The following is a 21,259-nucleotide window of genomic DNA, read 5'->3' as shown; positions in this document are numbered from 1 at the left end:
GGCTTCATAAGCCCCCCGGCTTCATGAGCCCACCGGCTTCATAAGCTGCCGGCGGCCATCAGGCCGTCGTTGTGCTCGGTCCAGACGTTCCCGCCGCGGATGAATTTCTCGGTGCCGATCAGCTGGAACTGGCCGTGCACCGCATCCCAGCCCCAGCGCTCGACCTCGATGCGCGACGCGTCGATCCGGATCGCGTTGAAGGAATTGACTTCGCCGCGCTCGCGCGTGGAGGTCGCGGTGCCGGCCTGCACCACCAGCGCCGCGAAGCCGGCGATCTTGTAGCGCGCCTGGGTGTTGCCGGCGTGGCTCTGGTGCAGGTGGCCGGCCATCAGGAGGTCGACGCCGCATTCGGCAAACGCATCCATCGCCATTTGCGCGCGGCCCAGCAGGTCCTCTTCCTTGCCGCCATCCGGCAGATCGAACGGGTGATGGGTCACCACCACCTTGGTGATGTTGGGGTCGAGCGCGTCCAGGGTGGCGCGGATGCGCTCGATCTGCTCCTGGTTGACGCGTCCGTCCTTGAAGGTCAGCGAGCGCGCGGAGTTCACGCCCAGCACGGCGATCTCGTCGTCGACGTAGCTCGGGGTCAGGTCCTCGGTGATGTAGCGCTTGTAGCGGTCCAGCGGCGCCAGGAAGCGGCGGAACACGTTGTACAGCGAGATGTCGTGGTTGCCCGGCACGACGATCTGCGGGCCGGGCAGCGTGTCGAGATAAGCCTTGGCCTGCTCGAATTCGTCGCTTTTGGCGCGCTGGGTCAGGTCGCCCGAGACCACGACCACGGCTGGATCGAGGCGTTCGATCTGCGCGCGCAGCGGATCGAGCAAGGCCGGGTCGACGCGGCCGAAATGCAGGTCGGAGAGATGGACGAGTGTACGCATGGTGTGGATTCCTTCTAGGGTCGGTCGCCTTGCGGCGTGATGACGTGCAGGGCGCCGGGCCGGACGCGGTAGCGCAGCGGCGGGCGCATCAGCGTGACTTCGCCGTCGGTGGAGACGCGCAGCATGCGCCGGCGCGTGTCGATCTCCATCGCGGCGGTGTGCAGGATGTCGAAGTCGCGCTCGTCGCCGAGCTTGCCGCGCAAGGCATCGAAGGCGAAGCGCAGCAAGCCCAGGCGGGTCGGCTTTTGGGCCACGTACAGGCTCAGGACACCGCCGTCGAGGCGCTCGCGTTCGCCGATCGCCAGGCCCTGCATGGTGTAGGCGTTATTGCCGATGAAAACAAAAGGGGTGCGCCGCGCAAGCCGCTGGCCGTCGGCCGTCACGCGCATCGACAGGAAGGGAAAGCGGCGCAGCGCGGCCAGGCCGGCCCACAACGCCGCCAGCCACTTGCCGCGCCCCAGGCGATTCTGCTGCTTCTCGCGGTCGCGCACCAGGTCCGGGTACAGGCCCAGGCCGGAGTTGTTCAGGAAGATGCGGCCATTGACCTCGCCGACGTCGACCGCGCGCGGCTTGCCCTCGGCCAGGTTGCGCACCGCCGCTTCCAGCTCGAGCGGGATGCCGAGGTCCTTGGCGAAGTGGTTCAGCGTCCCCATCGGCAGCACGCCGAAGTCGACGTTCGTATCGACCATTTTCGACGCCACCGCGTTGATGGTGCCGTCGCCGCCGCCGGCCGCGACCAGGCGCGCGCCGTTGTCGAGCGCGCGCTGCGCGGCGTCGATCATCGCTTCGCCGCTGTCGGCCAGCACCAGTTCGGCATCCAGCCCGGCGTCGCGCAGCAGGCCGCGCAGCTTGTCGGCGGCCTTGTCGTCGTGGCCCGCGCCGGCGCCGGCGTTGATGATCACCACGACCGGTTTGGTCCGTGCGTTCATGGCGCCTCCCCTGCCCGGTGCGCCAGCGCGCGCCGGCGTTCGTACGCCGACACCGCCGTCACGCACAGCGTCAGCCAGGCCAGGCTTTCCAGCGTGGCGGCGATCACGTCCGACAAATAATGCACGCCCAGATACATGCGCGACAGCGCCACCAGGCCGATCATGAAGGCCGCCGCCAGCAGCACCAGCGCGCGCGCCGGGGCGCCGTGCACGCGCTTGAACAGCCAGCAGGCCAGCAAGCCGTAGAACACCGTCGCCGCGGCCGTGTGCCCGCTCGGGAAGCTGTAGGTCTCGAGCGTGAGCAGCGGATGATCGAGGCTGGGCCGGGCACGCCGGAACACGTGCTTGAGCGCGGCGTTGAGCAGCATCCCGCCCGGCACCGCCAGCACGGTCAGCAACAGCCAGGCATGCAGCCGGCGGCGCGCGAACCAGAACGCCAACAGCAGCGCCATCGCGCTCGAACCGGCCAGGCCGTTCCAGTGGGTCACCAGCAGCATCGCGCGCGTGAACCCGGGCGTCGCGCGCGCATGGAACCACGCGGCCAGCTGGACGTCCAGGCGGGTAATGGCGGCGCCGCGCACCACGTCGTCCGCCACCACGCCGAACGCCAGGGCGGCCAGCACGATCAGCGCGACGCCGAGCGTCAGCTGCAGCCCGAACGCGCCTTCGGGCGAAAAGCGCGCGGCCAGGAAGGTCTGCACCGGGCGCCTGGCCTGGGAAGACGGCGGAACGAGGGGAACTGGCATCGGAGCAAGCCTCAATGGCGCCGGCCGGGAAAGCGCCGGGAGCGTGTTTTGCGAAAATACAACATTTTCCATGCGGACTGGGTTTTTATACAGTACCTGTAGATTTATACAGTGGTTATGGTATTCTGTAGCCACTTGACCAACACTACTCGACAAAAAGGGATCGTCATGACTACTCTGAACAGCTCCTTCGGCCAGAAATACGCACCGCAGCCTTTCCTCATCCGCTTCGGCCGCCGCGAGATCGTCATCACCCGCGACTTCCGCAAGCGCTTCTACCCGGTCAACCCGGTCCTCGAATGCGACACGGGCATCGAGCCGGGCCACGTCGAAATCCTGCTGCTGCGCCGCTGGCTGCTGATCCTGTCCAAGGCGCACTGAAGCGACGCCCGGGGCTCGTGGTTGTCAGGCTGTCATTGACCCATGGCCCCGATGCTATCAGCGAACGCGGCGTTTATCGCGCACAACTGGCGCATGCGCCGTGCGAGACGCCGCCGCCGTTCCATCTTTTCTTGTATTTCCAGCCGCCTTGCCTGGTAGCTGAACCCGGGTTCGACGACTTCTTGTAAAAAATGACTTGAAATTCCGCAGGTGGCCACGATTTTCTATTGATCATGTCGGCGGCCCCGAGGTGGCTTCTTGCGCCTCGCGCTCGTCGTTTGTCAACGAACGAGAAGGAGCAAAGTCATGGCAGTGCAATTACGCAAGATCGACGAACAGGTGATGGTGATTACCGGGGCCACCAGCGGCATCGGCCTGACCACCGCGCGCATGGCGGCCGAACAAGGCGCCAAACTGGTGCTGGCGGCGCGCAGCGGCGACGCCCTCGATGGGCTGGCCAGCGAGCTGCGCCGCAAAGGCACCCAGGTGGCGACCGTCACCGCCGACGTCGGCAACCCGGCCGACGTGGAACGCATCGGCCAGGCCGCGATGGACCGCTTCGGCCGCATCGACACCTGGGTCAACAATGCCGGCGTCGGCATCTTCGGCAAGAACGAGGAAGTGCCGCTGGAAGACATGCAGCGCCTGTTCCAGACCAACTACTGGGGCGTGGTGCACGGCTCGCTCGAAGCGGTCAAGCGCATGAAGACGCGCGGCGGCGGCGCCCTGATCAACCTGGGCAGCGAAGTCTCCGACCGCTCGACCCCGCTGCAAGGCATCTACGCCGCCTCCAAGCACGCCATCAAGGCCTTCACCGACTCGCTGCGCATGGAGCTGGAAAAAGACAAGGCGCCGATGTCCGTGACGCTGATCCGCCCGGCGGCGATCGACACCATGTTCGCCGTTCACGCGCGCAACCACATGGACAAGGAACCGGCGCTGCCGCCTCCGATCTACGCGCCGGACATCGTGGCCCGGTCGATCCTGTACGCCGCCCAGAACCGCAAGCGCGACGTGTTCGTCGGCGGCGCCTCGAAGGCGGCGTCCTCGCTGAACCTGTGGATGCCTCGGGCGCTGGACCGCTTCATGGAAAAATCGATGTTCAAGCAGCAGCAGAGCGACCAGCCGAGCTCGCCGAACCGGCGCGACGCCCTGCACGGCCCCGACGAGCGCACCGAGCTGCGCGAGCGGCAAGGCATGCCGCATCACGTGGCCGAGCAATCCGCCTACACCGCCGTCACCCTGCGCGCCAACAAGATCGTGCCCGCCCTGCTCGGTGCCGGCGCCTTGTTCGCCGCCTGGAAATTCTCGCGCCGTAACGGCCTGAAAAGCGCCTTCTGAACATTCGAAAAAGGAACCATCATGTCCGTCAAGCTCAAGAAACTGAATGAACAGGTGATCGTACTGACCGGCGCGACCAGCGGCATCGGCCTGGCGACCGCGCGCGCCGCCGCCGAAGCCGGCGCCAAGCTGGTGCTGGCCGCGCGCGACGGCGACGCCCTCGACACCCTGGCCCACGAAATGCGCCAGCGCGGCGCGGACGTCGCGACCGTGGCCGCCGACGTCGGCGACCCGGCCGACGTTGCGCGCATCGGCAAGGCCGCGATCGACAAGTTCGGCCGGGTCGACACCTGGATCAACGACGCCGGCGTCAGCGTGTTCGGCAAGAACGAGGAAGTCGCGCTGGAAGACATGCAGCGCGTGATGCAGACCAACCTCTGGGGCGTGGTCAATGGCTCGCTAGAAGCGGTGCGCCTGCTCAAGGCGCACGGCGGCGGCGCGCTGATCAACATCGGCAGCGAGGCCTCGGACCGCTCGATTCCCCTTCAGGGTACGTATTCGGCTTCCAAGCACGCCGTCAAGGCCTTCACCGAATCGCTGCGCATGGAAGTCGAGAAGGACGAGGCGGCCATTTCCGTCACGCTGATCAAGCCGGCCGGCATCGACACGCCGTTCGCGCAGCACGCCAAGAACTACATGAAGCAGGAGCCGACGCTGCCGCCGCCGGTCTACGCGCCGGAGCTGGTGGCCAAGACCATCCTGTACGCGGCCGAAAACCCCGAGCGCGATTTGTTCGTGGGCGGACGCGCCAAGGCGGTGTCGATGGGTGCGCAGCTGATGCCGCGCGTGCTGGACAAGCTGATGAACGCGACCGTGTTCCGCCAGCAGCAGTCCGACAAGCCGAGCTCGCCGAACCGGCGCGACGCCCTGCACGATCCGGTGCCGGAACAGGAACTGCGCCAGCGCGGCAACCTGTCGCCCAATCCGGCCGAGACCAACCTGTACACCTCGCTGCAATTTCACTCCGGCGCGACCAAGACGGTGCTGCTGGGCGGCGCCCTGCTGGCCGCGGCCTGGGCCTTTACGCGCAAGCCGGGCCGCAAGGTGTGGCCGGCGTAAGTCTCCGCACGTGACGCCCGCGTGCGCGTAGGCGCCGAAGCGCACGCGGGCGCGCGCGCGCCCGTGACGATGCCGCATTAAAAAAGGCCGGACAGGGAACTGTCCGGCCTTTTTCGTGCGGGCGCCCGAGCTGCCCGAGGCAGCCCGCTCGATGTCGCTTACTTGCCCGGCGCCGGTCCGCGTGGCGGTTCGCTGCCGAGGAAATCGACGTCTTCGTCGGTCAGGGGCAGGTCCGGAATCGATTCGATGTGGTCGGTATCGATGTCCTGTCCATCCTTGCCGACGACGTCGCGACCGGCCGCGGCGCGTTCGCCGGTGCCGCCGAAATCGCTGTCGCTTTCCATGTCGGCGTCGCCCATGTCGGCGCCAGCGCTGTCGTGCGCGTAGCTGGCCTCCGGGTCTTCGTTGGTGCCCGTGTCCAGGTCGAGTTTCTGGTCGTCGTCGAGGTTGGCCGCAAAGCCCGGCCCGCCGACCATGTCGCTGCCGCTGTCGGTCACGTCGCTCGGGCCGAGCGAATCGACACCGTGGCCTTTGCCCAGACTGCGGTCTGGTGCTCCCGGAAAGTTATCCGGATCAAGTGTGCTCGCTCCAGTCATATTGCCTCCCAATCCAATTCTGTGAACATAGTGTTAAGACTACCTAATTTTCCAAAACACTGTCGCAAGCTTAAAAGGCGTGGCGCATGCCGATGTTGACGGCGGAGCTGCCGGTCGGCCGCGCGGCGCCGTCGACCAGGATGCCCGAACCGTTGGTGTTGACCGTGTGCGAAAACGCCGCGTAGAAGTCGGTCTTGCGCGACAGGACGTAGCTCGCGCCGAACGCGATCATGTTGGCGTCGCGGTTGGCCAGGTCGCGGTCGTTGCGATGGATGAAGGAGGCCAGGAAGGTCGTGGCGCTGCTCATCGGGACCGCCACCCCGGCCAGCGTATCGCGGCTGTCGGTCGAGGACGTGCTGGCCACGCCGGCCGCATAGGGGTTGTCCGGGTTGTACAGCGGCGAGCTGCCCCAGCCGCGGTTGGCCGAGTACGCCGCATAGGCAGTGCCCCAGCGCGTGCGCAGGTTGGCCGCGACGATCGAGTTCTTGGCCGCCATCGTGTTGCCGGCCAGGTCGTACAGGTGGACCTCGGCCACGTGCCGGTTCTGGTGCGCCGCGCGCAGCGACAGTGCGCCGTAGTCGTAGCCGACCGTCAAGCCCCATGCGCGGTCGCCGACCGGATCGCCGCCCAGCGTGTCGTAGGTGAATGACGAATTGCTCGACACGCGCTCGTTGGCGCTGCTGAAGTACCCGATCCCGCTGTCGATCCGCTTACCGCTCGGATACACCAGGTTGCTGGCGCGGCCGGCCGTCCCGGCATGGAACGGATCGCCGACGTCGGCGCGCGTCAGGTACTCGAAATTCATCTGGCGTCCGAGCGTGAAGCCGTCCGAACCCGGGCCAGGGCCGATCGGGTCCATGCGGCCATAGGTCCGGCGCGGCGCCTGGCGCACGTCGAAGCCGTCGCCGAAGACCGGGTGGCCAGTGAACACCGCGATGTCGTGGCTGCCCGCCGGCTCGTCGCCGACGAGCGCACGGGTGTCGACCTTCGCGGCGGCGCCCGACGCAGCCGCATCGGCGCCGGGCGTCGACACGCTGTCGATACCGGCACGGGTGGAAACTTTTTGTTCTTGCGCACAGGCGAATGTCGAGCAGCTTCCCAGCACGACACACGCAACGATTGCCTTTTTCATGGCGTAACCCTCTCTACGCCTTACGTTATCCGCTAGTTTCGCTGACTGATCTGTCCAATATCGCACAAACCAAGGGTGAATTCATCCTGTTATTTTGTGGGCGGATTCTTACGTCGCGTAAACATGCTTGCAGGCAATCGGAAAGGGAGCTTATGTTTTCAATTTATAATCGAAATCAGGCCATTTGTAGCTAAGCTACGTAGCGCTGGTAAGTTGCGAGTCAATAAGCCGTAGTATGACTACATCCGCACTGGGTTTTTGCATGTATGTATTTGCGCTTGACGACGCGCCATTTAGACAAGCGCGGCGTCGATGCAACAGGTCTGCACCCGGTCAATCAGCAAACCCGGCAGGAACACTCAGCGGCGCAGCGCCGTGAATGCGGCCGGTTCCCACTCGCGCAAGGCCAGCAACAGACCGCTGCCGCGCCGCTTGGGCAAGGGTGAGGCCAGGCTTTCCTCGTGCAGTTCGGCGAAGCGCGCGCGCAGGCGGCGCAGCTCTTCCTGCAAGGTCGCCAGCGCGCTCTCGGTCAGCATGCCGTGTGCGAACGCCAGCGACTGGCCGGCGTCCTCGAAGCGGCTGCCGAGAAAATCGTCGAGGCCTTCGGTGCGGAAGTATTCGCGGATCGGCCCGTCCGGCAGCCAGTCGAAGTCGCGCGCGACGTTGAGGCGGATGCGGTTGCCGGGCAGCAGATGGATCAGCTGCCGGCGGTCCAGCAGCAACAGCTTGTGCACGCACTCGGCTTCGCTCAGGCGGTACACGGCCAGCATGTCGGCCAGGGTCCAGTGGTTCAGCGCGCACACCGCGACCAGCAGCAGCTGCGTGTCGGACACCAGCTCGCGCTCCTGGGCGACCGTCAGCGTACGCAGCCGGACCGCGCCGAGCGCCGCTTCCTGGGCCAGCTCGGCCAGCGTGAAGCCGAGCAGCCGCGCGATCTCGACCATGCGGTCGATGCCCAGCGTGCTCGAGGTCAGCAGGCGCTTGACGCTGGCCTCCGACAGGCCGAGCGCGGCGGCGACGTCGCGGTAGGTCTTGCCCTGCAATTTCAGCTGGCGCTTGACGGTGGTGAGCAATTGGTCGACTTCGGACATGGTCACGATGCTAGCATGCTCGAGCTTGCGGCAACAGGGCTTCCATGACAAGATGGTTTTACCCTTTTGCAACACCACGACGCGTGAACCACCCATGGACATCGACGACTACCTCGCCTGCGACGCCACTGCCCTCGCCGGGCACGTGGCCGAGGGCGCGGTCGGCCCCGGCGAGCTGCTCGACCTGGCCCTGGCCCAACACGCGCGCGTGAACGGCAGCATCAACGCCGTGGTCCGGCTGATGGAGACGCAGGCGCGCGCCCAGCTCGCCAAGCCGCTGACCGGGCCGCTGGCCGGCGTGCCTTTCCTGCTCAAGGATGGCGTCCAGGATTACGCCGGCGTGCCGACCAGCTACGGCAGCCGCTCGATGGCGCGCGTGGTGGCGCCGGTGCACGCGCACGTGACGCGGCGCTACCTCGACGCCGGCCTGGTCGTGTTCGGCAAGACCAACCTGCCCGAGTTCGCGACCCGCGCCGTCACCGATCCCGAACTGTTCGGCCGCGCCAACAACCCGTGGGACCTGGCGCGCACGCCGGGCGGCTCGAGCGGCGGCGCGGCGGCGGCGGTGGCCGCCGGCATCGTGCCGATGGCGGCCGGTAACGATGGCGGCGGTTCGCTGCGCATCCCGGCCGCCTGCTGCGGCCTGTTCGCGCTGCGGCCCTCGCGTGGGCGCGTGTCGTCGGGGCCCGGCATCGGCGAGGTCTGGTTCGGCGCCTCCAGCGAGGGCGTGCTCTCGCGCAGCGTGCGCGACTCGGCCCTCGGGCTGGACATCCTGCAAGGCTTCGAAGCGGGCGACCCGTTCGCGATCGCGCCGCCTCTGGAGCCTTACGTCGAGGCGATGCGGCGCGATCCGGGGCGCCTGCGCATCGGCTACAGCACCGCTTCGCCGATCGGCACCGGGGTCCATCCGGAAGCCGTGCTGGCGGTCGAACGGACCGTCAAGCTGCTGGAGCGCCTGGGACACGAGGTCGAACCGGCCGCGCCGCGCATCGACGGTACCGCGCTGGCGCAGAGCTACCTGCACATGTACTTCGGCCAGATCCCGGCCTCGGTCGCGCGCGCGCGGGCGCTGGGTGCGAAGCGCAGCGAGATCGAACTGATGAACCGCGTGCTGGTCACGCTCGGCGGCGCCACCTCGGCCACCACGCTCACCGCGCAGCTGAACCGCTGGAACGAGTTCACGCGCGCGCTCGGCGCCTTCCACGCGCAGTACGACCTGCTGCTGACGCCGACGCTGGCCGGGCCGCCGATCCGGCATGGCGAAGGCGATCCGTCACGGGCCGAAAAAGCGCTGATGGGCTTGCTGGACGCGAGCGGTCTGCTGGGCGGGCTGGCGCGCCTGGGCCTGCTCGACAAGGTGGTCGAGCGCATAGCACTGGACAACCTGCGCCACGTGCCCTTCACCCAGCTGTCGAACCTGACCGGCACGCCATCGATGAGCGTGCCGCTGCACTGGACCGCGGACGGCCTGCCGCTGGGCGTGCAGTTCGTCGGGCCGTTCGGCAGCGAGGACCGGCTGCTGCAGCTGGCGGCGCAGCTGGAGGCGGCGCAGCCATGGTTCGACAGGATGCCTGCGCTCGCGCGCGGCTCGGCCTGATGCGCCGACACGCAAACATCATTTACTTACGGTAACTGCTGCTCCGCACAACAAATAAACCTGTGGTTTCAATTGTAAATACCTGGATAAATATTTTTTGACGAGGTAGTCTGCGATTCTCGTCCCGAAAAAATGTCCAGACATGAACACCGCAAGGTTGCATCAGGTCGACGTGTGGCGATTCATCGCGATCGGCCTTGTACTCGGTTCTCATCTGATTGCATACAGCCACCCCTGGTACGCCACCGTGGCGGACGGTCTCGTCTGGCGGCTCGAAATACTCGGGCTGGTCGGCGTCAAAATCTTCTTTTGCATCAGCGGGTTTGTCATTTGCCGCGGCATGGTGCGCGAATGGGAAAGCAGCGGGCGCCTGGACATGCGCGCTTTCTACCGCCGCCGCATTTTCCGCATCCTGCCGCCGCTGTTGCTGTATATCGGCGTCGTCGCCGTGCTCAATGCAGCCGGCGTATTCGACCTGCCGCTGGCGCCGTTTTTCCAATCCGCCGCATTCCTGTGCAACGTCGATTCGGTCGGAAACTGCACCTGGCCCCTGGGCCACACCTGGAGCCTGGCGTACGAAGAACAGTTTTACCTGGTGTTTCCCATTCTGTTTTCGGTCTCGCTCCTGGCCGTCCATCGGCGCCGCATCGGCGTGCTGTGCCTGGCGCTCGCCATCGGCTGCGCGATCACGCACTTCACCGGCAACCGGATGATCAACAACTGCTTCAGCTACGTCCTGTGCATGCTTTCGGGCTGCGCCTGCGCGCTGTATTGGGAGCGATTGCATCCGCTGTTTTGCAAGCTCCCTTGGCCGATCTGGGGCGCCGCCTTGCTGTTGCTGTTGACCAGCGCATCCATGGCTGTGCCATCGATCGTCAGCGAAATCGTGTTTCCCCTCGGCTTGCCGATCCTGATCTGCATCGCCGTATTCGGCACGCCGACGCATCGTCCGCGCATCGGCGCGCTGTTTTGCAATCGGCACCTGGCCCATCTCGGCCAGATTTCATACGGCATTTATTTGTGGCAGCAGCTGGCGACGTCGAATTACGGTTTCGCGTCGCCGGTGCCGGCCTGGGGATTCGTGGTGGCGGCGATCGTGCTCGCGCATTATTCGTATGTGTATTTCGAGCTGCCGCTGATCCGGCGCGGCGCCGCCAAGCCAGCGACGCTGTCCAAACCGGGCTTCGCATCGCAAGGCCCGGCCTGAACCATCCGGCCTGCTGTTTCGCTTACTGCTTCGTATTGCTCACGAACGCGATGTGCGACCCATCCGGCGACCAGCTCGGCACGTTGAAACTGCCCTGCCCGCCATACAGGTAAGCGATCACCTTCGGGGTTCCGCCTTCGATCGGCATTTCGCGCAGATACACCTGGCGATAGAAAGGATGCTCGTAAGGATCGACGTCGTCCATGAAGGAAATGAAGACGATCTTTTTCCCGTCCGGCGACACGTGCGGGAACCAGTTGTTGAACTTGTCGAAGGTCAGCTGCACCTGGCTCTTGCCGTCCGGGGCCATGCGCCACAACTGCATCAAGCCGGTCCGGTTCGAATTGAAATAGATCTGCTTGCCATCGGGGCTGTATTCGGCGCCGTCGTCCAGCGCCGGCGTGGTCGTGAGCTGGGTTTCCTTTTTGCTCGCCACGTCGATCGTGTACAGGTTCAGCACTTTCGGGCTGTTGGCGCGCATCGCCGCGTTACGCTGGCCGGTGAAGATCATCGTGCGGTCGTCGGGCGAAAAGCCGTGCAGGTAGGAATGGCCCTGGTCGGTATCGGTGATGAGCGTGGCCTTGTCGCTGCCCCCGATCGGCACCGTGTAGATGGTCGAATAATTGCTGCCGTCGGGGCGCTTGACGTGGCTGCTCAATCCGAGCAGCTTGCCGTTCCACGACAGCACGTGGTCGTTATTGTTGTTGGTGGCGATGCCGGTCTTGATCGGCGCCGTCTTGCCGCTGGCGATATCGAAGCGGTGCATCAAGCCATTCGAATTGTAGATCAGCGCCTTGCCGTCGCGGGTCCAGTTGGGCGCCTGCAAGGATTCCGGCGAGCGCAGCACGACGCGGCTGTTGTGCGTGGCCATGTCCATGATTTCGATATCGCTGCCGATGTAATCCTTGTAGGGCACGAAATTCTTTGCCGCCGGCACCACCACGCGCACGTTCGAAATCCTGACGGTCTCGTAGGCATCGGCATTGTGCGCACTGACGCCCAGGCCGACATAGACTTTGTCGCCCAATTTCACGTGCGACACGCTGGTGACCTGGAACGGCTCGCCGAAACGCGCCGCGCTCATGATGAATACGTCGCCGCGGCGCTCCAGCTGGATCACGTCCGGCGCCGTGATGCCCATCCGGTATTCGTCCATGTCGGCACCGGATTTTTCGCGGAATTGCAGCGACGTCAGTCCATCACCGTGGACGACGGCAAATACGTGGCTGGCGCCGTTATCGAGTCCCGAGCGCACGTCCCAGCCCACCTTGCGGTGCGGATCGGCGCCCTTGCCTTCGAAAGCCACTTGCGCGCGCACGATGAAATCGCCCTGCATCTGGTTATAGGCGTAATGCAGCTGGTCGTCGGCGAACCAGATATTCTTGCCGGACGCGCTCATGCGGTATTGCTGCGATTGGTCGTCGTAAGCGAATGCGCCGGCGCGCTTGACCGCGCCGATATCCTGGTGGGCGCTGAATTGGCCGACTGGCTGGGCGAATGCGCCGGCCGATACGGCCAGCATTGCGAGGGCCGCGCTTGCCAGCGAAGGAAAAGATCGGTTCATCGAGTCTCCGTTATCATTTTTAATGTGGATGAGCAGCGCAGCCATCGTCGGCGATGTTATTCCGCCGGTCAAGGAACGTTCTTGTCACAAATTCGGCAGGCTATAGGCCACTTTCCGATAAAAAATGTGCGATTGCGCTCGGCGCGCGCCCTGGCGCCTGGTGAATCCGCTTGCCGACTTCATGATAAAAAAAACGCCTGGGCGAGCCAGGCGTTTCTGCGGGATCGTAGCGGATCGGTGCTTTCGATTACGGCTGCGGCACCCAGCCCGCGCCGTTATTCCAGCTGGCGAAGACTTTGGCACGGGTATTGGCGCCGCTCAAATCGAGATTGGTGGCGGAGTAAGCGGTGCGGCCACTCACGTCCGCCGGGCTGCCATCCGGATTCATGCTGCCGCTTTCGCGCCAGCCGCTGGTTGCCGTCGGCACCGAAGGATCGGGAATCGGCGACGCGGCCGGCTGCGTGAACCAGCCGACGCTGGCGATATGCGGGCCGATCTTGTTGCCGATATAGGCGATATTGTCGCAGCCGAGATTCGGATTGCCGAAGCTGCCGGTCGTGTACAGCGTATTGCAATAGCCGGCGTCGACGGTCAGACCACCCGAACGGGCGAGATAGGCACTGCCCGCCGGCACGTTCGCATCCGCGGTCAGGGAGCTGTTCAGCACCACGAAGCCCGGATAACCATATGCGTCGCGCGCCTGGAACAGATAACCGCCCGAATAGGTGCCGGTTGCAGCGGCGCCGGTCGGATCGAACACGGTGTGCAGTTCGCTCTGCTCGAACATGGCCGCAAATGGCGAACCCCAGATGAAATCGACGTCACCGGCGATATACGACTGGTAATACCACGCCCAGCCCTTGGTCTGGATCGTGTCCTGGGTGCTGATGAAATTCATCTGGGTCGCGACGAAGCGGCTGCCGTTGAGCGTCGCGTTGTTGAAATACATCGTCTCGGCCTGGTTGGCGTAGATGGTTTGCTTGACGTGATCGTTCTTCAGCGTGAAATTGCTCAGCTTGAGCATGTCCGTGCCTTCGACCAGCAGCACCGAACGGCCGCCGCCCAGCGAACGGCGGGTCGTGGTCGATTTCGAGCTGGGTTCGCCGGTCAACGTCGTCTGCACCGAGGTCTTGCTGCCGCCGGTGCCCGGGTTATAGGACTCGTAGTTTTCGGCGTGCACGACGACGCCGGTGCGGCTTTCGCCGGTGATCGTCAGGTTGTTGACGTTACGCAGGAACAGCAGCTCGTTGTAATCGCCGTTCTTGATCGTGATCGTCTTCTGGTCCGCGGCGTTGGTGCAAGAAAGGCAGCCGTTGGCCATGATCCAGTTCAGCGCGCCCTGCACGCTGCGGAAGTCGGCCGCGCCATCGTCGTCGACCGTCACGGCCGTCTTCGAGCTCGGGGCCGCCTTGGTATGGAAGGCCCAGGTCTTGGCGCCGGTGATGGCATTGAAGCCCTGGCCGTTGACATTGCCGGCCAGCACGCCCGGATCCATCGTCACGTAATAGTCGGTGCCATACGCCAGCACACCGTCGTGCAGCTTGATCGTGGCCGTATTGCCCTTGATCGTCACCGGCTGGTAGTAGACATAACGCCATGCAGTCAGGTTGGCGCCGGCGCCCTTGCCGATCTGGTCGATCTCGGTATTCGTGGCCGGCAGCACCGTCTGGGTTTCGCCACCGGCGTTCACGACTGCATTGCTGACGTCGATGGTGTCGACCAGGGTGCCATCGGCCTTGTAGACCTTGATCGTGCCGGTACGGCCCGGCTGCGGCGGTGCGTCGAAGGTAATCTGCAGCCGGGTGTCGATGTACGCGGCCGACTCGCCCTTGGTCGGCATGTAGGCGGCGGCGGTCGTGGCCGGAGTCGGTGTAGCGGCGACGGGCGGGGCAGGATTGTCGTCGCTGCCGCCACAAGCGGCCAGCAGTACGGCGGATGTCGACATGCCGAGTGTGGCAAGGAATTTACTCATGTATCTACCTCGATTCTCGTTTTTATCAGAAGGTTGGTTCGTCTCGGTGCGGCCCGGATGAGCTTGGGCAAGGCAGAGACAGGCTGCAGCGTGGAGCAAATGGGGCTTATTCCATTTTGATATATCAGAAGTACGATTCTAATATATCAGACAAATGGATATATTTATCTTGGAAAAGGTGTTTTGTGGAAATATCATGAACAACTGTAGCGCCAAAGAAACTAAATTGGGAAAGTTGCAGATGACAAGCGCCATTCGCTCGATGAACGACAGTCGACGTCATCCCTTCCCGATTACGCTGGAACGGGCGAGCGAGGCGATCAGTGCCTGGTGGAGCGATGCATTCCTGAGCCAAGGCGATCGGCAAGGCGGCAGTGCTTTTTGGAGCGATGCGGACCTTGCCGATTCTGTCGGATGCAATGGAGGTGCCGAGCGGCCGACCTGACCATCAAGCTATTTATCGGGCATGCCAGGCGGCGACGAAGGCGCGCGCGCGCTCGCCGACCGTGGCCGCTGCCATTCCCGGCGCGTACAAGGCAGAGCCCAGCCCGAAGCCGTTCGCGCCCGCCGCGAGGAAGGCATCCATGCTGTCGGGCTTGATGCCGCCCACCGGGAGCGTGCGCAGCCCAGGCGGCAGCACGGCCCGCATGGCGCGCAGCACGACCGGTGTGATGACTTCGGCCGGGAAAATCTTGATGGCGTCGGCGCCGGCGGCGATCGCCGCGAATGCCTCGGTCGGCGTGCTCACGCCCGGCAGACACCACATGCCAGCCGCCTTGGCCGCGCGAATCACGGCCGCGTCGCCGTGCGGCATGACGATCAAGCGCCCACCCGCGTCCCTGACCCGGGCCACATCGGCCGGGTCGATGACGGTGCCGGCGCCGATCACCGCATCGCGCGGCAGTGCATGCGCCAGACGCGTGATCGACTCGAACGGTTCGGGGGAATTGAGCGGCACCTCGATCAGCCGAAAACCTTCGTCGTACAGCATGCGCGCGATCGGCTCGACCTCGTCGGGCTTCACGCCGCGCAGGATGGCGACCAGCGGCAAGCTGGAAAAAGCCGTGTCGAACGCCGTCGCGTCCTGCTTGCTTGCTTCAGTCATGGGGAACCCTCCAAATCCGTGATCAGGCCGGCCGCGGCGGCCAGGCGCCATAGGCCGGCCGGCGCAGTGTTGTCGAGCCGGCGCACCGACGTCACGCCGCGCAAGGCCAGTGCGCGTTCGTACAACGCGGTCAGCGCCGGCGCACCGACCAGCGCCACCGACAAGGGCCGTGGCGCCGCCGCGCCGTCGGGTGCGCGTGCACGCAGGGCCGCGTCGATCTCGCTGCCGATCAGCAGCCCGGACAGATAGCCGGACAAGGCCGCCGGCGCCAGCTCGCCCGTCAGCCCGAGTGTGCGCACCGCGAACAGCTGGTGCGTGAGGCCCGCGGACCCGGCGGCGGCGCGCACACCGGCATCGAAACCTTGCTCCAGCGGCGCGTCCTCGCCCTGCATCAGGCGGCCCAGCACCGAATGCGCGCGCAGCAGCGCGAACAGTTCGCCCGTCATGTAGGTCGAGAAGCGCACGATGCGTCCGTCCTCGACGCTCGCCCATTTCGAGTGGGTGCCGGGCAGTACCAGCGTCGACGCGGCCGCAAGGTCGGGCTGCATCGCGAGCGCGCCCACGATCTGCGTCTCTTCGCCGCGGATCACGTCCGGCACGCCGTCCTCGCCCCGGCACGACACGCCCGGCACGATCGCGACGGTGCGCCCGCCGGCATCGACCCGCGCCAGCGCGCCGGCGAGGTCGGCGGCGCCGGCGGGACAGGCCGCATACGGCGCTTCGCGCCAGCCGTGCTGGCTGCCGACCATGCCGCAGGCGACAATCGGCAAGTCGGGCCGGGCCGCCAGCCAGTGGCCTGCGACGTCCTCGAGCGCGGCCTCGTACGCGCGCGCGTCGCCATTCATCGTGCTGGCGCCGGCGTCGGCATCGCGCTCGTCCAGCCGGACGCCGTCGGCGCCGAGCAAGTAGGCGCGCAGATGGGTGCTGCCCCAATCCAGCGCCAGCAGCCGTGCGCGCCCGGCCACGCCATCCACCCCGGCCACGCTTGGCGTCACCATTCCGCCACGCTGCCGTCGACGTGGCGCCACAGCGGATTGCGCCAGTCGACGGCGCCGCGGCTGGCCTCGATCAGGCGCGCCTCGTCGATTTCCACACCCAGGCCGGGCCGGGTCAAGGGCGAGAAGAAGCCATCCGTCACCTTGAAATCCTCCTTGTTGACGACATAGTCGAGCAACTCGGCGCCCTTGTTGTAGTGGATGCCCATGCTCTGCTCCTGCAGCATCGCGTTGTACGACACGAAGTCCAGCGCCAGGCAGGCGGCCAGCGCCACCGGACCGAGCGGGCAATGCGGCGCCAGCGCGATGTCATAGGCTTCGGCCATGCCCGCGATCTTGAAACATTCGGTGATGCCGCCCGCGTGCGACAGGTCCGGCTGCACGATCGACAGGCCGCCCCGCTCGAACACGCGCTTGAATTCGTAGCGCGAGTACATCCGCTCGCCTGCCGCGATCGGGATCGAGGTCGTCTCGGCCAATTTCGCGTAATCGTCGGCGTGCTCGGCCAGCACCGGTTCCTCGATGAAGAGCGGACGGTACGGTTCGAGTTCGCGGATCAGGGTCTTGGCCATCGGCTTGGCCACGCGGCCGTGGAAGTCGATGCCGAATTCGACGTCGAACCCGAACGCCTCGCGGATCTCGGCCACGCGCCGCACGGCGTTGTCGAGCCGCAGCGAGGTGTCGAGCATCGCGAGTTCCTCGGTACCGTTCATCTTGAAGGTATCGAAGCCGATCGCGCGCAGCGTGCGCATGCCCGCGATGATCTCGGCCGGCCGGTCGCCGCCCACCCAGCTGTAGGCCTTCATGCGGTCGCGCACCCGGCCGCCCAGCAATTCGTGGACCGGCACGCCCAGCACCTTGCCCTTGATGTCCCACAGCGCCTGGTCGATGCCGGCGATGGCGCTCATCAGGATCGGGCCGCCGCGGTAAAAACCGCCGCGGTACATCATCGTCCACAGGTCGTTGATGCGCGCCGGGTCCCGGCCGACGAGCATGTCCGCGAATTCGTGCACGGCCGCCTCCACCGTGCGTGCGCGGCCCTCGATGACGGGTTCACCCCAGCCGACCACGCCTTCGTCGGTCTCGATCTTCAGGAACATCCAGCGCGGGGGCACGCGGTAGGTCGTGAGTTTGGTGATCTTCATGGGGCCAGTCTAGCCCGACCGATGGATCGGCAGCGCACGCGCTGGTTATCAAGGATCGTTACAGCGGCAGGCCGCGTCCCGCTAGGAGACGAAAAAAAGCCCCAACGCGTGGGGCTTTAGTTCAGTATGCTTGGCGGAAGCGGTGAGATTCGAACTCACGAACGGGTTCCCCCGTCGGCAGTTTTCAAGACTGCTGCCTTCAACCACTCGGCCACGCTTCCTTGGGGAACCGGCATTATACATAAATCATCGGCCGCCGGGCAGGCGTGCGGACGAGCTGAGGTCGTCGCCACGATAGTCGGCGTAGTCGTCCAGGCGGTCGTCGGCCAGCAGCAGCCAGTTCTCGCGCAGGCAGCGCTCGAAGTCCTCGGCCGGCAGCGGCTTGCTGTACAGGTAGCCCTGCACTTCGTCGCAGCCCGCATCGCGCAGGAAGGCCAGCTGGTCCAGCGTCTCGACGCCTTCCGCGATCACGCGGTGGCCGAGCTTGCGGCCCATGCCGATGATGGTGCTGGCGATGGCGCAGTCGCTGGCGTCGAGCGGGATGCCGGTGGTGAAGGAGCGGTCGATCTTCAGCGTGTCGATCGGGAAGCGCTTCAGGTAGGACAGGCTCGAGTAGCCGGTGCCGAAGTCGTCCAGCGACAGCGCGACGCCGAGCGCGTTGATGCGGTCCATGATGCCGATCACGGCGTCGATGTCGTGCATCAGCGTGCTTTCGGTGATCTCCAGTTCCAGCCACTCGGGCCCGAGCCCGTAGCGCTTGAGCGTCGCGTCGACGCGCGCCGGCAGCGAGGCGGCGAACTCGCGCGCCGACACGTTCACCGCCAGCCGCAGCGGCGGCAGGCCGACGCGCTGCCAGACCGCGGCCTGGGCGCAGGCTTGCTCGAGCACCCACTCGCCCACCTGCACGATCAGGCCGGTGGTCTCGGCCAGCGGAATGAATTCCGAAGGCGGCACCATGCCGCGCTGCGGATGGCGCCAGCGCACCAGCGCCTCGGCGCCGACCACGCGGTTCGAGCCGATCTCGAACTTGGGCTGGTAGTGCAGCATCAGCTCGCCGTTGCCGAGCGCGTGGCGCAGGCCGGATTCGATCTGCATGCGCTGCTGCATGCCATGGTTCATGTCGAGGCGATAGAAGGCGACGCTGTGGTCCGGGTTCTCGGCGCCCTCCTTCGCGCGCTGCATGGCGATGTCGGCCATGCGCAGCAGCGTCTCGGCGTCCTGGCCGTCCTGCGGATAGACGGCGATGCCGACGCTGGCGCCGACGCGCAGGTCGTGGCGCTCGATGAGGAACGGCGCTTCGAGCGCGGCTTGCAGCTTCTGTGCGACCGTGGTGGCTTCGAAGTGCTGGCGGATGTCGAACAGGCCGACCGCGAATTCGTCGCCGGACAGGTGCGCCACCACGTCCTCGTCGCGCAGGCAACCGCGCAAGCGCTGGGCGACCTGGCGCAGCAGCTCGTCGCCGACATGGCGTCCGAGCGTGCCGTTGATCAGCTTGAAGCGGTTCAGGTCGAGGTACAGCACGCAGGCGGTCGACTCGTTGCGCTGGGCCGACAGCAGGCCCTGGTCGACCAGGCGCCCGAACAGCGTGCGGTTGGGCAGGCCGGTCAGCTCCTGGTAGTAGGCCAGGTGGTGCAGGCGCTCTTCGGCCAGCTTGCGCTCGGTGATGTCGGTGAGATACGCGATCATGCCGCTCGGGCGCGCGCCTGGCGCGGCCTCGTTCTCGACCAGCGCCGACAGCGACAGGCTGGCCCAGAACACCTCGCCCGACTTCTTCTTGCGCCGCACTTCCATCATGCGGCCGCCCTGTTCGGCGTAGCTGCACGGGATTGCGTCGTCGTCGGCGTCGTCGGCGTACAGGAACAGGACGTGGCGGCCCACCGCTTCGACCGGGGTGTAGCCGAACAGCTGCTCGGCGCCGCGGTTCCAGCTGGTGATGTAGCCCATGCGGTCGAGCGTGATGACCGACTCGTGGATCTGGTCGAGGATCTGCGCCTGCTGCGCCAGCTGGGCCTCGACCTGGGCGTAGGCGTGCGTGGTGCGCTGGGCCAGGCCGTGCACCTGCAGCAGCGTCGCGGTGACACCGGCCAGCGCCTCGAGCTGGCGCCGGTCCTCGAGCGTGAACGGCCGTCCAGCCAGCTCGAAGCGTCCGAACGACTGGCCGTCCAGGCCGACCTCCACCGTCAGCGTCGCGCGCGCGGGCGCGGGCGCCGGCGCATGGATCTCCACGAAGACGCCCTGCGGGCAAGCCAGCATGGCGCCGGCGATGCGTCCGAGTTCCAGGTACAGGGCCTGGCCGCGCAGCTTGAGGATGGCGTCGCACGCGGCGGCGCTGCTGCCGACGAAGTCCAGGGTCGAGGAAAGCGCCAGCCTAGACATTGCGCGCCACCTGGATCGCCCAGTGATGGGCATGCAGCTGGTCCTGCCACCAGCCGGCCGGATCGACCCTTGCCTCGTCCATCAGGGCCGCATCGACGCTGCCGGCTTCGGCCAGGCGCAGGCGCCGGCCCAGCAGGCCGCTGCGGCGCAGCAGCGCGTCCTCGACCTGGGCAACCAGGCCCAGGCCGCGCACCACCTCGGGCATCGGCATGTGGAACAGGCGGTCGAGCAGCGAGAACACGCCGCACATGAAGGCCAGGTCCTGGGCATTGCGATCGAGCCCGTCACGCCGCGCCAGCGCCTCGAGCAGCGCGCCGCGCAGCGCCGCCACCAGCAGCAGCAGGTTCGGCTGGCCGTCCGGCGCCTGGTGCGCATACAGCAGCAGCTGCAGCCAGCGCTGCAGCTGGCGCCGCCCGATGCGGGTGATCGCCTGGCCGAAGCTGGTGATCGGCGTACCGCACGAGAAGGCGGCCGAATTGACCAGCTTGAGCAGGTGGTAGCACAGCCCCGGATCCTGCTTGAGCTGGTCTTCGATCTCGCACGAGTCGGCGTCGCGCGCCAGCAGCGCCAGCATGGCCAGCAAGCGCCGGCGCGAGGTGCCGTCGTCGGTCTCGAACTGCGCATCGGCGGGCCGGTGCTCGGTGACCCAGTCGCCGCTGAACCAGCCGAAGCCGGCCACTTCGCAGGCGCGCAGGCGCGCGTGCGTGGCCACGCCGTAGGCCAGGTGCGGGCCGAACAGGCTTGCCAGCGAACCGGGCGGCGGCGCGTCCGCGCTGCAGTCGCGCGCCAGCCTGCGCAAGGCCGGCGGCAGCGTCACGCCGGGCGGCGCGACGCCGTCGACCAGCACGCGGTAGCCGCCCGCCTGCAGTTCGGTCATGTGGCGCGCCGCGTCGTCCTGTGCGAGCGCCTGCACCGGCACCGCCAGCAGCACGCGGTTCGGCGGCAGCACGGCGAGCAGGTTCTGAGTCAGGATGGCGGGATCGTCGAACTGGACGATGCAGTCGAGCGGCGCGATGGCGGCCAGCAGGTCGGTCGTGCCGAACAGCGTCTGCAGCGTGGCGCCGCTGTCGGCGCGCAATGACAGTGCGACCCACTCGTTTTGCGCGTTGGCGACGGTGCGGAGATCAACCAACGGAAACGGGGCA

19 protein-coding genes and 1 tRNA gene are annotated in these 21,259 nt (G+C 66.3%); 6 read left to right on the top strand and 14 right to left on the bottom strand.

The window, feature by feature from the left end; all coding sequences use genetic code 11:
• Positions 1 to 38 precede the first annotated feature (38 nt).
• Genes FA90_RS02735 through FA90_RS02725 form a run of 3 tightly spaced genes read right to left on the bottom strand, consistent with a single transcriptional unit; the run spans position 39 to position 2,553 of the window.
• The gene (locus FA90_RS02735) at positions 39 to 878 is read right to left on the bottom strand and encodes a metallophosphoesterase (RefSeq protein ID WP_036165692.1); all 840 of its coding nucleotides are present in this window, start codon (positions 876 to 878) and stop codon (positions 39 to 41) included.
• Between the two features lie 14 nt (positions 879 to 892).
• Positions 893 to 1,807: a diacylglycerol kinase family protein gene (locus FA90_RS02730; protein WP_036165690.1), complete on the bottom strand. Its 915-nt coding sequence runs from the start codon at positions 1,805 to 1,807 to the stop codon at positions 893 to 895.
• Positions 1,804 to 2,553: a phosphatase PAP2 family protein gene (locus FA90_RS02725; protein ID WP_051971353.1), complete on the bottom strand. Its 750-nt coding sequence runs from the start codon at positions 2,551 to 2,553 to the stop codon at positions 1,804 to 1,806. Before FA90_RS02725 ends, FA90_RS02730 begins: the two co-directional genes overlap by 4 nt.
• A gap of 168 nt (positions 2,554 to 2,721) precedes the next feature.
• Between FA90_RS02725 and FA90_RS02720 the strand changes: the two genes are divergently transcribed.
• From FA90_RS02720 to FA90_RS02710, 3 genes are all read left to right on the top strand, one after another.
• Complete coding sequence (locus tag FA90_RS02720; RefSeq protein ID WP_036165684.1) at positions 2,722 to 2,934, top strand: hypothetical protein; 213 nt, start codon at positions 2,722 to 2,724, stop codon at positions 2,932 to 2,934.
• Between the two features lie 306 nt (positions 2,935 to 3,240).
• Complete coding sequence (locus tag FA90_RS02715; protein WP_036165681.1) at positions 3,241 to 4,275, top strand: SDR family oxidoreductase; 1,035 nt, start codon at positions 3,241 to 3,243, stop codon at positions 4,273 to 4,275.
• A gap of 21 nt (positions 4,276 to 4,296) precedes the next feature.
• The gene (locus FA90_RS02710; protein WP_036165677.1) at positions 4,297 to 5,334 is read left to right on the top strand and encodes an SDR family oxidoreductase; all 1,038 of its coding nucleotides are present in this window, start codon (positions 4,297 to 4,299) and stop codon (positions 5,332 to 5,334) included.
• Positions 5,335 to 5,492: 158 nt separating this feature from the next.
• Here the strand turns inward: FA90_RS02710 and FA90_RS02705 are convergent, their stop codons facing one another.
• The 3 genes from FA90_RS02705 to FA90_RS02695 all read right to left on the bottom strand — a co-directional run bounded on the left by FA90_RS02705 (position 5,493) and on the right by FA90_RS02695 (position 8,153).
• Positions 5,493 to 5,930, bottom strand: a complete 438-nt coding sequence (locus tag FA90_RS02705) for a hypothetical protein (RefSeq protein ID WP_036165675.1) — start codon at positions 5,928 to 5,930, stop codon at positions 5,493 to 5,495.
• A gap of 70 nt (positions 5,931 to 6,000) precedes the next feature.
• Complete coding sequence (locus FA90_RS02700; RefSeq protein WP_036165673.1) at positions 6,001 to 7,062, bottom strand: porin; 1,062 nt, start codon at positions 7,060 to 7,062, stop codon at positions 6,001 to 6,003.
• A 359-nt stretch (positions 7,063 to 7,421) separates the two neighbouring features.
• Positions 7,422 to 8,153: a helix-turn-helix transcriptional regulator gene (locus FA90_RS02695; protein WP_036165670.1), complete on the bottom strand. Its 732-nt coding sequence runs from the start codon at positions 8,151 to 8,153 to the stop codon at positions 7,422 to 7,424.
• 94 nt (positions 8,154 to 8,247) lie between these two features.
• Between FA90_RS02695 and FA90_RS02690 the strand changes: the two genes are divergently transcribed.
• On the top strand, positions 8,248 to 9,750 hold the full coding sequence (locus tag FA90_RS02690; protein ID WP_036165666.1) for an amidase: 1,503 nt from the start codon (positions 8,248 to 8,250) through the stop codon (positions 9,748 to 9,750).
• Between the two features lie 142 nt (positions 9,751 to 9,892).
• Complete coding sequence (locus FA90_RS02685; RefSeq protein ID WP_081933594.1) at positions 9,893 to 10,957, top strand: acyltransferase; 1,065 nt, start codon at positions 9,893 to 9,895, stop codon at positions 10,955 to 10,957.
• Positions 10,958 to 10,979: 22 nt separating this feature from the next.
• On the opposite strand, the gene FA90_RS02680 is transcribed toward FA90_RS02685, so the two are convergent.
• Positions 10,980 to 12,521, bottom strand: coding sequence for a TolB family protein (locus FA90_RS02680; RefSeq protein ID WP_036165659.1), 1,542 nt, complete (start codon positions 12,519 to 12,521; stop codon positions 10,980 to 10,982).
• A 247-nt stretch (positions 12,522 to 12,768) separates the two neighbouring features.
• Positions 12,769 to 14,493 carry a pectate lyase gene (locus tag FA90_RS02675; RefSeq protein ID WP_197065233.1) on the bottom strand — a complete coding sequence of 575 codons (1,725 nt, stop codon included), beginning with the start codon at positions 14,491 to 14,493 and terminating at the stop codon, positions 12,769 to 12,771.
• Positions 14,494 to 14,647: 154 nt separating this feature from the next.
• On the opposite strand from FA90_RS02675, the gene FA90_RS26145 reads away from it, so the two are divergent.
• Positions 14,648 to 14,938: a hypothetical protein gene (locus FA90_RS26145; RefSeq protein WP_156116555.1), complete on the top strand. Its 291-nt coding sequence runs from the start codon at positions 14,648 to 14,650 to the stop codon at positions 14,936 to 14,938.
• A 12-nt stretch (positions 14,939 to 14,950) separates the two neighbouring features.
• Here the strand turns inward: FA90_RS26145 and FA90_RS02670 are convergent, their stop codons facing one another.
• From FA90_RS02670 to FA90_RS02645, 6 genes are all read right to left on the bottom strand, one after another.
• Positions 14,951 to 15,598 carry a 2-dehydro-3-deoxy-6-phosphogalactonate aldolase gene (locus FA90_RS02670; protein ID WP_036165656.1) on the bottom strand — a complete coding sequence of 216 codons (648 nt, stop codon included), beginning with the start codon at positions 15,596 to 15,598 and terminating at the stop codon, positions 14,951 to 14,953.
• Positions 15,595 to 16,572 carry a 2-dehydro-3-deoxygalactonokinase gene (locus tag FA90_RS02665; protein ID WP_036165653.1) on the bottom strand — a complete coding sequence of 326 codons (978 nt, stop codon included), beginning with the start codon at positions 16,570 to 16,572 and terminating at the stop codon, positions 15,595 to 15,597. The genes FA90_RS02670 and FA90_RS02665 overlap by 4 nt, the downstream gene beginning before the upstream one ends.
• Before the next feature lie 17 nt (positions 16,573 to 16,589).
• Positions 16,590 to 17,738, bottom strand: a complete 1,149-nt coding sequence (gene dgoD, locus FA90_RS02660; protein WP_036165650.1) for a galactonate dehydratase — start codon at positions 17,736 to 17,738, stop codon at positions 16,590 to 16,592.
• 131 nt (positions 17,739 to 17,869) lie between these two features.
• Positions 17,870 to 17,959 (bottom strand) — tRNA-Ser (locus tag FA90_RS02655).
• 25 nt (positions 17,960 to 17,984) lie between these two features.
• A complete protein-coding gene (locus FA90_RS02650; protein WP_081933593.1) occupies positions 17,985 to 20,114 on the bottom strand; it encodes a bifunctional diguanylate cyclase/phosphodiesterase in 2,130 nt (709 codons plus the stop codon).
• Complete coding sequence (locus tag FA90_RS02645; RefSeq protein WP_239700510.1) at positions 20,107 to 21,246, bottom strand: HDOD domain-containing protein; 1,140 nt, start codon at positions 21,244 to 21,246, stop codon at positions 20,107 to 20,109. Before FA90_RS02645 ends, FA90_RS02650 begins: the two co-directional genes overlap by 8 nt.
• Between the last annotated feature and the right edge of the window lie 13 nt (positions 21,247 to 21,259).

The sequence above is a fragment of the Massilia sp. 9096 genome, from assembly GCF_000745265.1.
In the GTDB taxonomy this organism is placed as follows: domain Bacteria; phylum Pseudomonadota; class Gammaproteobacteria; order Burkholderiales; family Burkholderiaceae_D; genus Telluria.
This window is presented reverse-complemented; position numbering and strand designations above follow the sequence as displayed.

Excerpts from the sequence above, each read along its gene's own strand:
- FA90_RS02680 (WP_036165659.1), bottom strand. The coding sequence starts at position 12,521 with ATGAACCGATCTTTTCCTTCGCTGGCAAGCGCGGCCCTCGCAATGCTG.
- FA90_RS02690 (WP_036165666.1), top strand. The coding sequence starts at position 8,248 with ATGGACATCGACGACTACCTCGCCTGCGACGCCACTGCCCTCGCCGGG.
- FA90_RS02700 (WP_036165673.1), bottom strand. The coding sequence starts at position 7,062 with ATGAAAAAGGCAATCGTTGCGTGTGTCGTGCTGGGAAGCTGCTCGACA.
- FA90_RS02705 (WP_036165675.1), bottom strand. The coding sequence starts at position 5,930 with ATGACTGGAGCGAGCACACTTGATCCGGATAACTTTCCGGGAGCACCA.
- dgoD (WP_036165650.1), bottom strand. The coding sequence starts at position 17,738 with ATGAAGATCACCAAACTCACGACCTACCGCGTGCCCCCGCGCTGGATG.
- FA90_RS02720 (WP_036165684.1), top strand. The coding sequence starts at position 2,722 with ATGACTACTCTGAACAGCTCCTTCGGCCAGAAATACGCACCGCAGCCT.
- FA90_RS02715 (WP_036165681.1), top strand. The coding sequence starts at position 3,241 with ATGGCAGTGCAATTACGCAAGATCGACGAACAGGTGATGGTGATTACC.
- FA90_RS02710 (WP_036165677.1), top strand. The coding sequence starts at position 4,297 with ATGTCCGTCAAGCTCAAGAAACTGAATGAACAGGTGATCGTACTGACC.
- FA90_RS02730 (WP_036165690.1), bottom strand. The coding sequence starts at position 1,807 with ATGAACGCACGGACCAAACCGGTCGTGGTGATCATCAACGCCGGCGCC.
- FA90_RS02675 (WP_197065233.1), bottom strand. The coding sequence starts at position 14,493 with ATGAGTAAATTCCTTGCCACACTCGGCATGTCGACATCCGCCGTACTG.
- FA90_RS02695 (WP_036165670.1), bottom strand. The coding sequence starts at position 8,153 with ATGTCCGAAGTCGACCAATTGCTCACCACCGTCAAGCGCCAGCTGAAA.
- FA90_RS02685 (WP_081933594.1), top strand. The coding sequence starts at position 9,893 with ATGAACACCGCAAGGTTGCATCAGGTCGACGTGTGGCGATTCATCGCG.
- FA90_RS02670 (WP_036165656.1), bottom strand. The coding sequence starts at position 15,598 with ATGACTGAAGCAAGCAAGCAGGACGCGACGGCGTTCGACACGGCTTTT.
- FA90_RS02725 (WP_051971353.1), bottom strand. The coding sequence starts at position 2,553 with ATGCCAGTTCCCCTCGTTCCGCCGTCTTCCCAGGCCAGGCGCCCGGTG.
- FA90_RS26145 (WP_156116555.1), top strand. The coding sequence starts at position 14,648 with ATGGATATATTTATCTTGGAAAAGGTGTTTTGTGGAAATATCATGAAC.
- FA90_RS02650 (WP_081933593.1), bottom strand. The coding sequence starts at position 20,114 with ATGTCTAGGCTGGCGCTTTCCTCGACCCTGGACTTCGTCGGCAGCAGC.
- FA90_RS02735 (WP_036165692.1), bottom strand. The coding sequence starts at position 878 with ATGCGTACACTCGTCCATCTCTCCGACCTGCATTTCGGCCGCGTCGAC.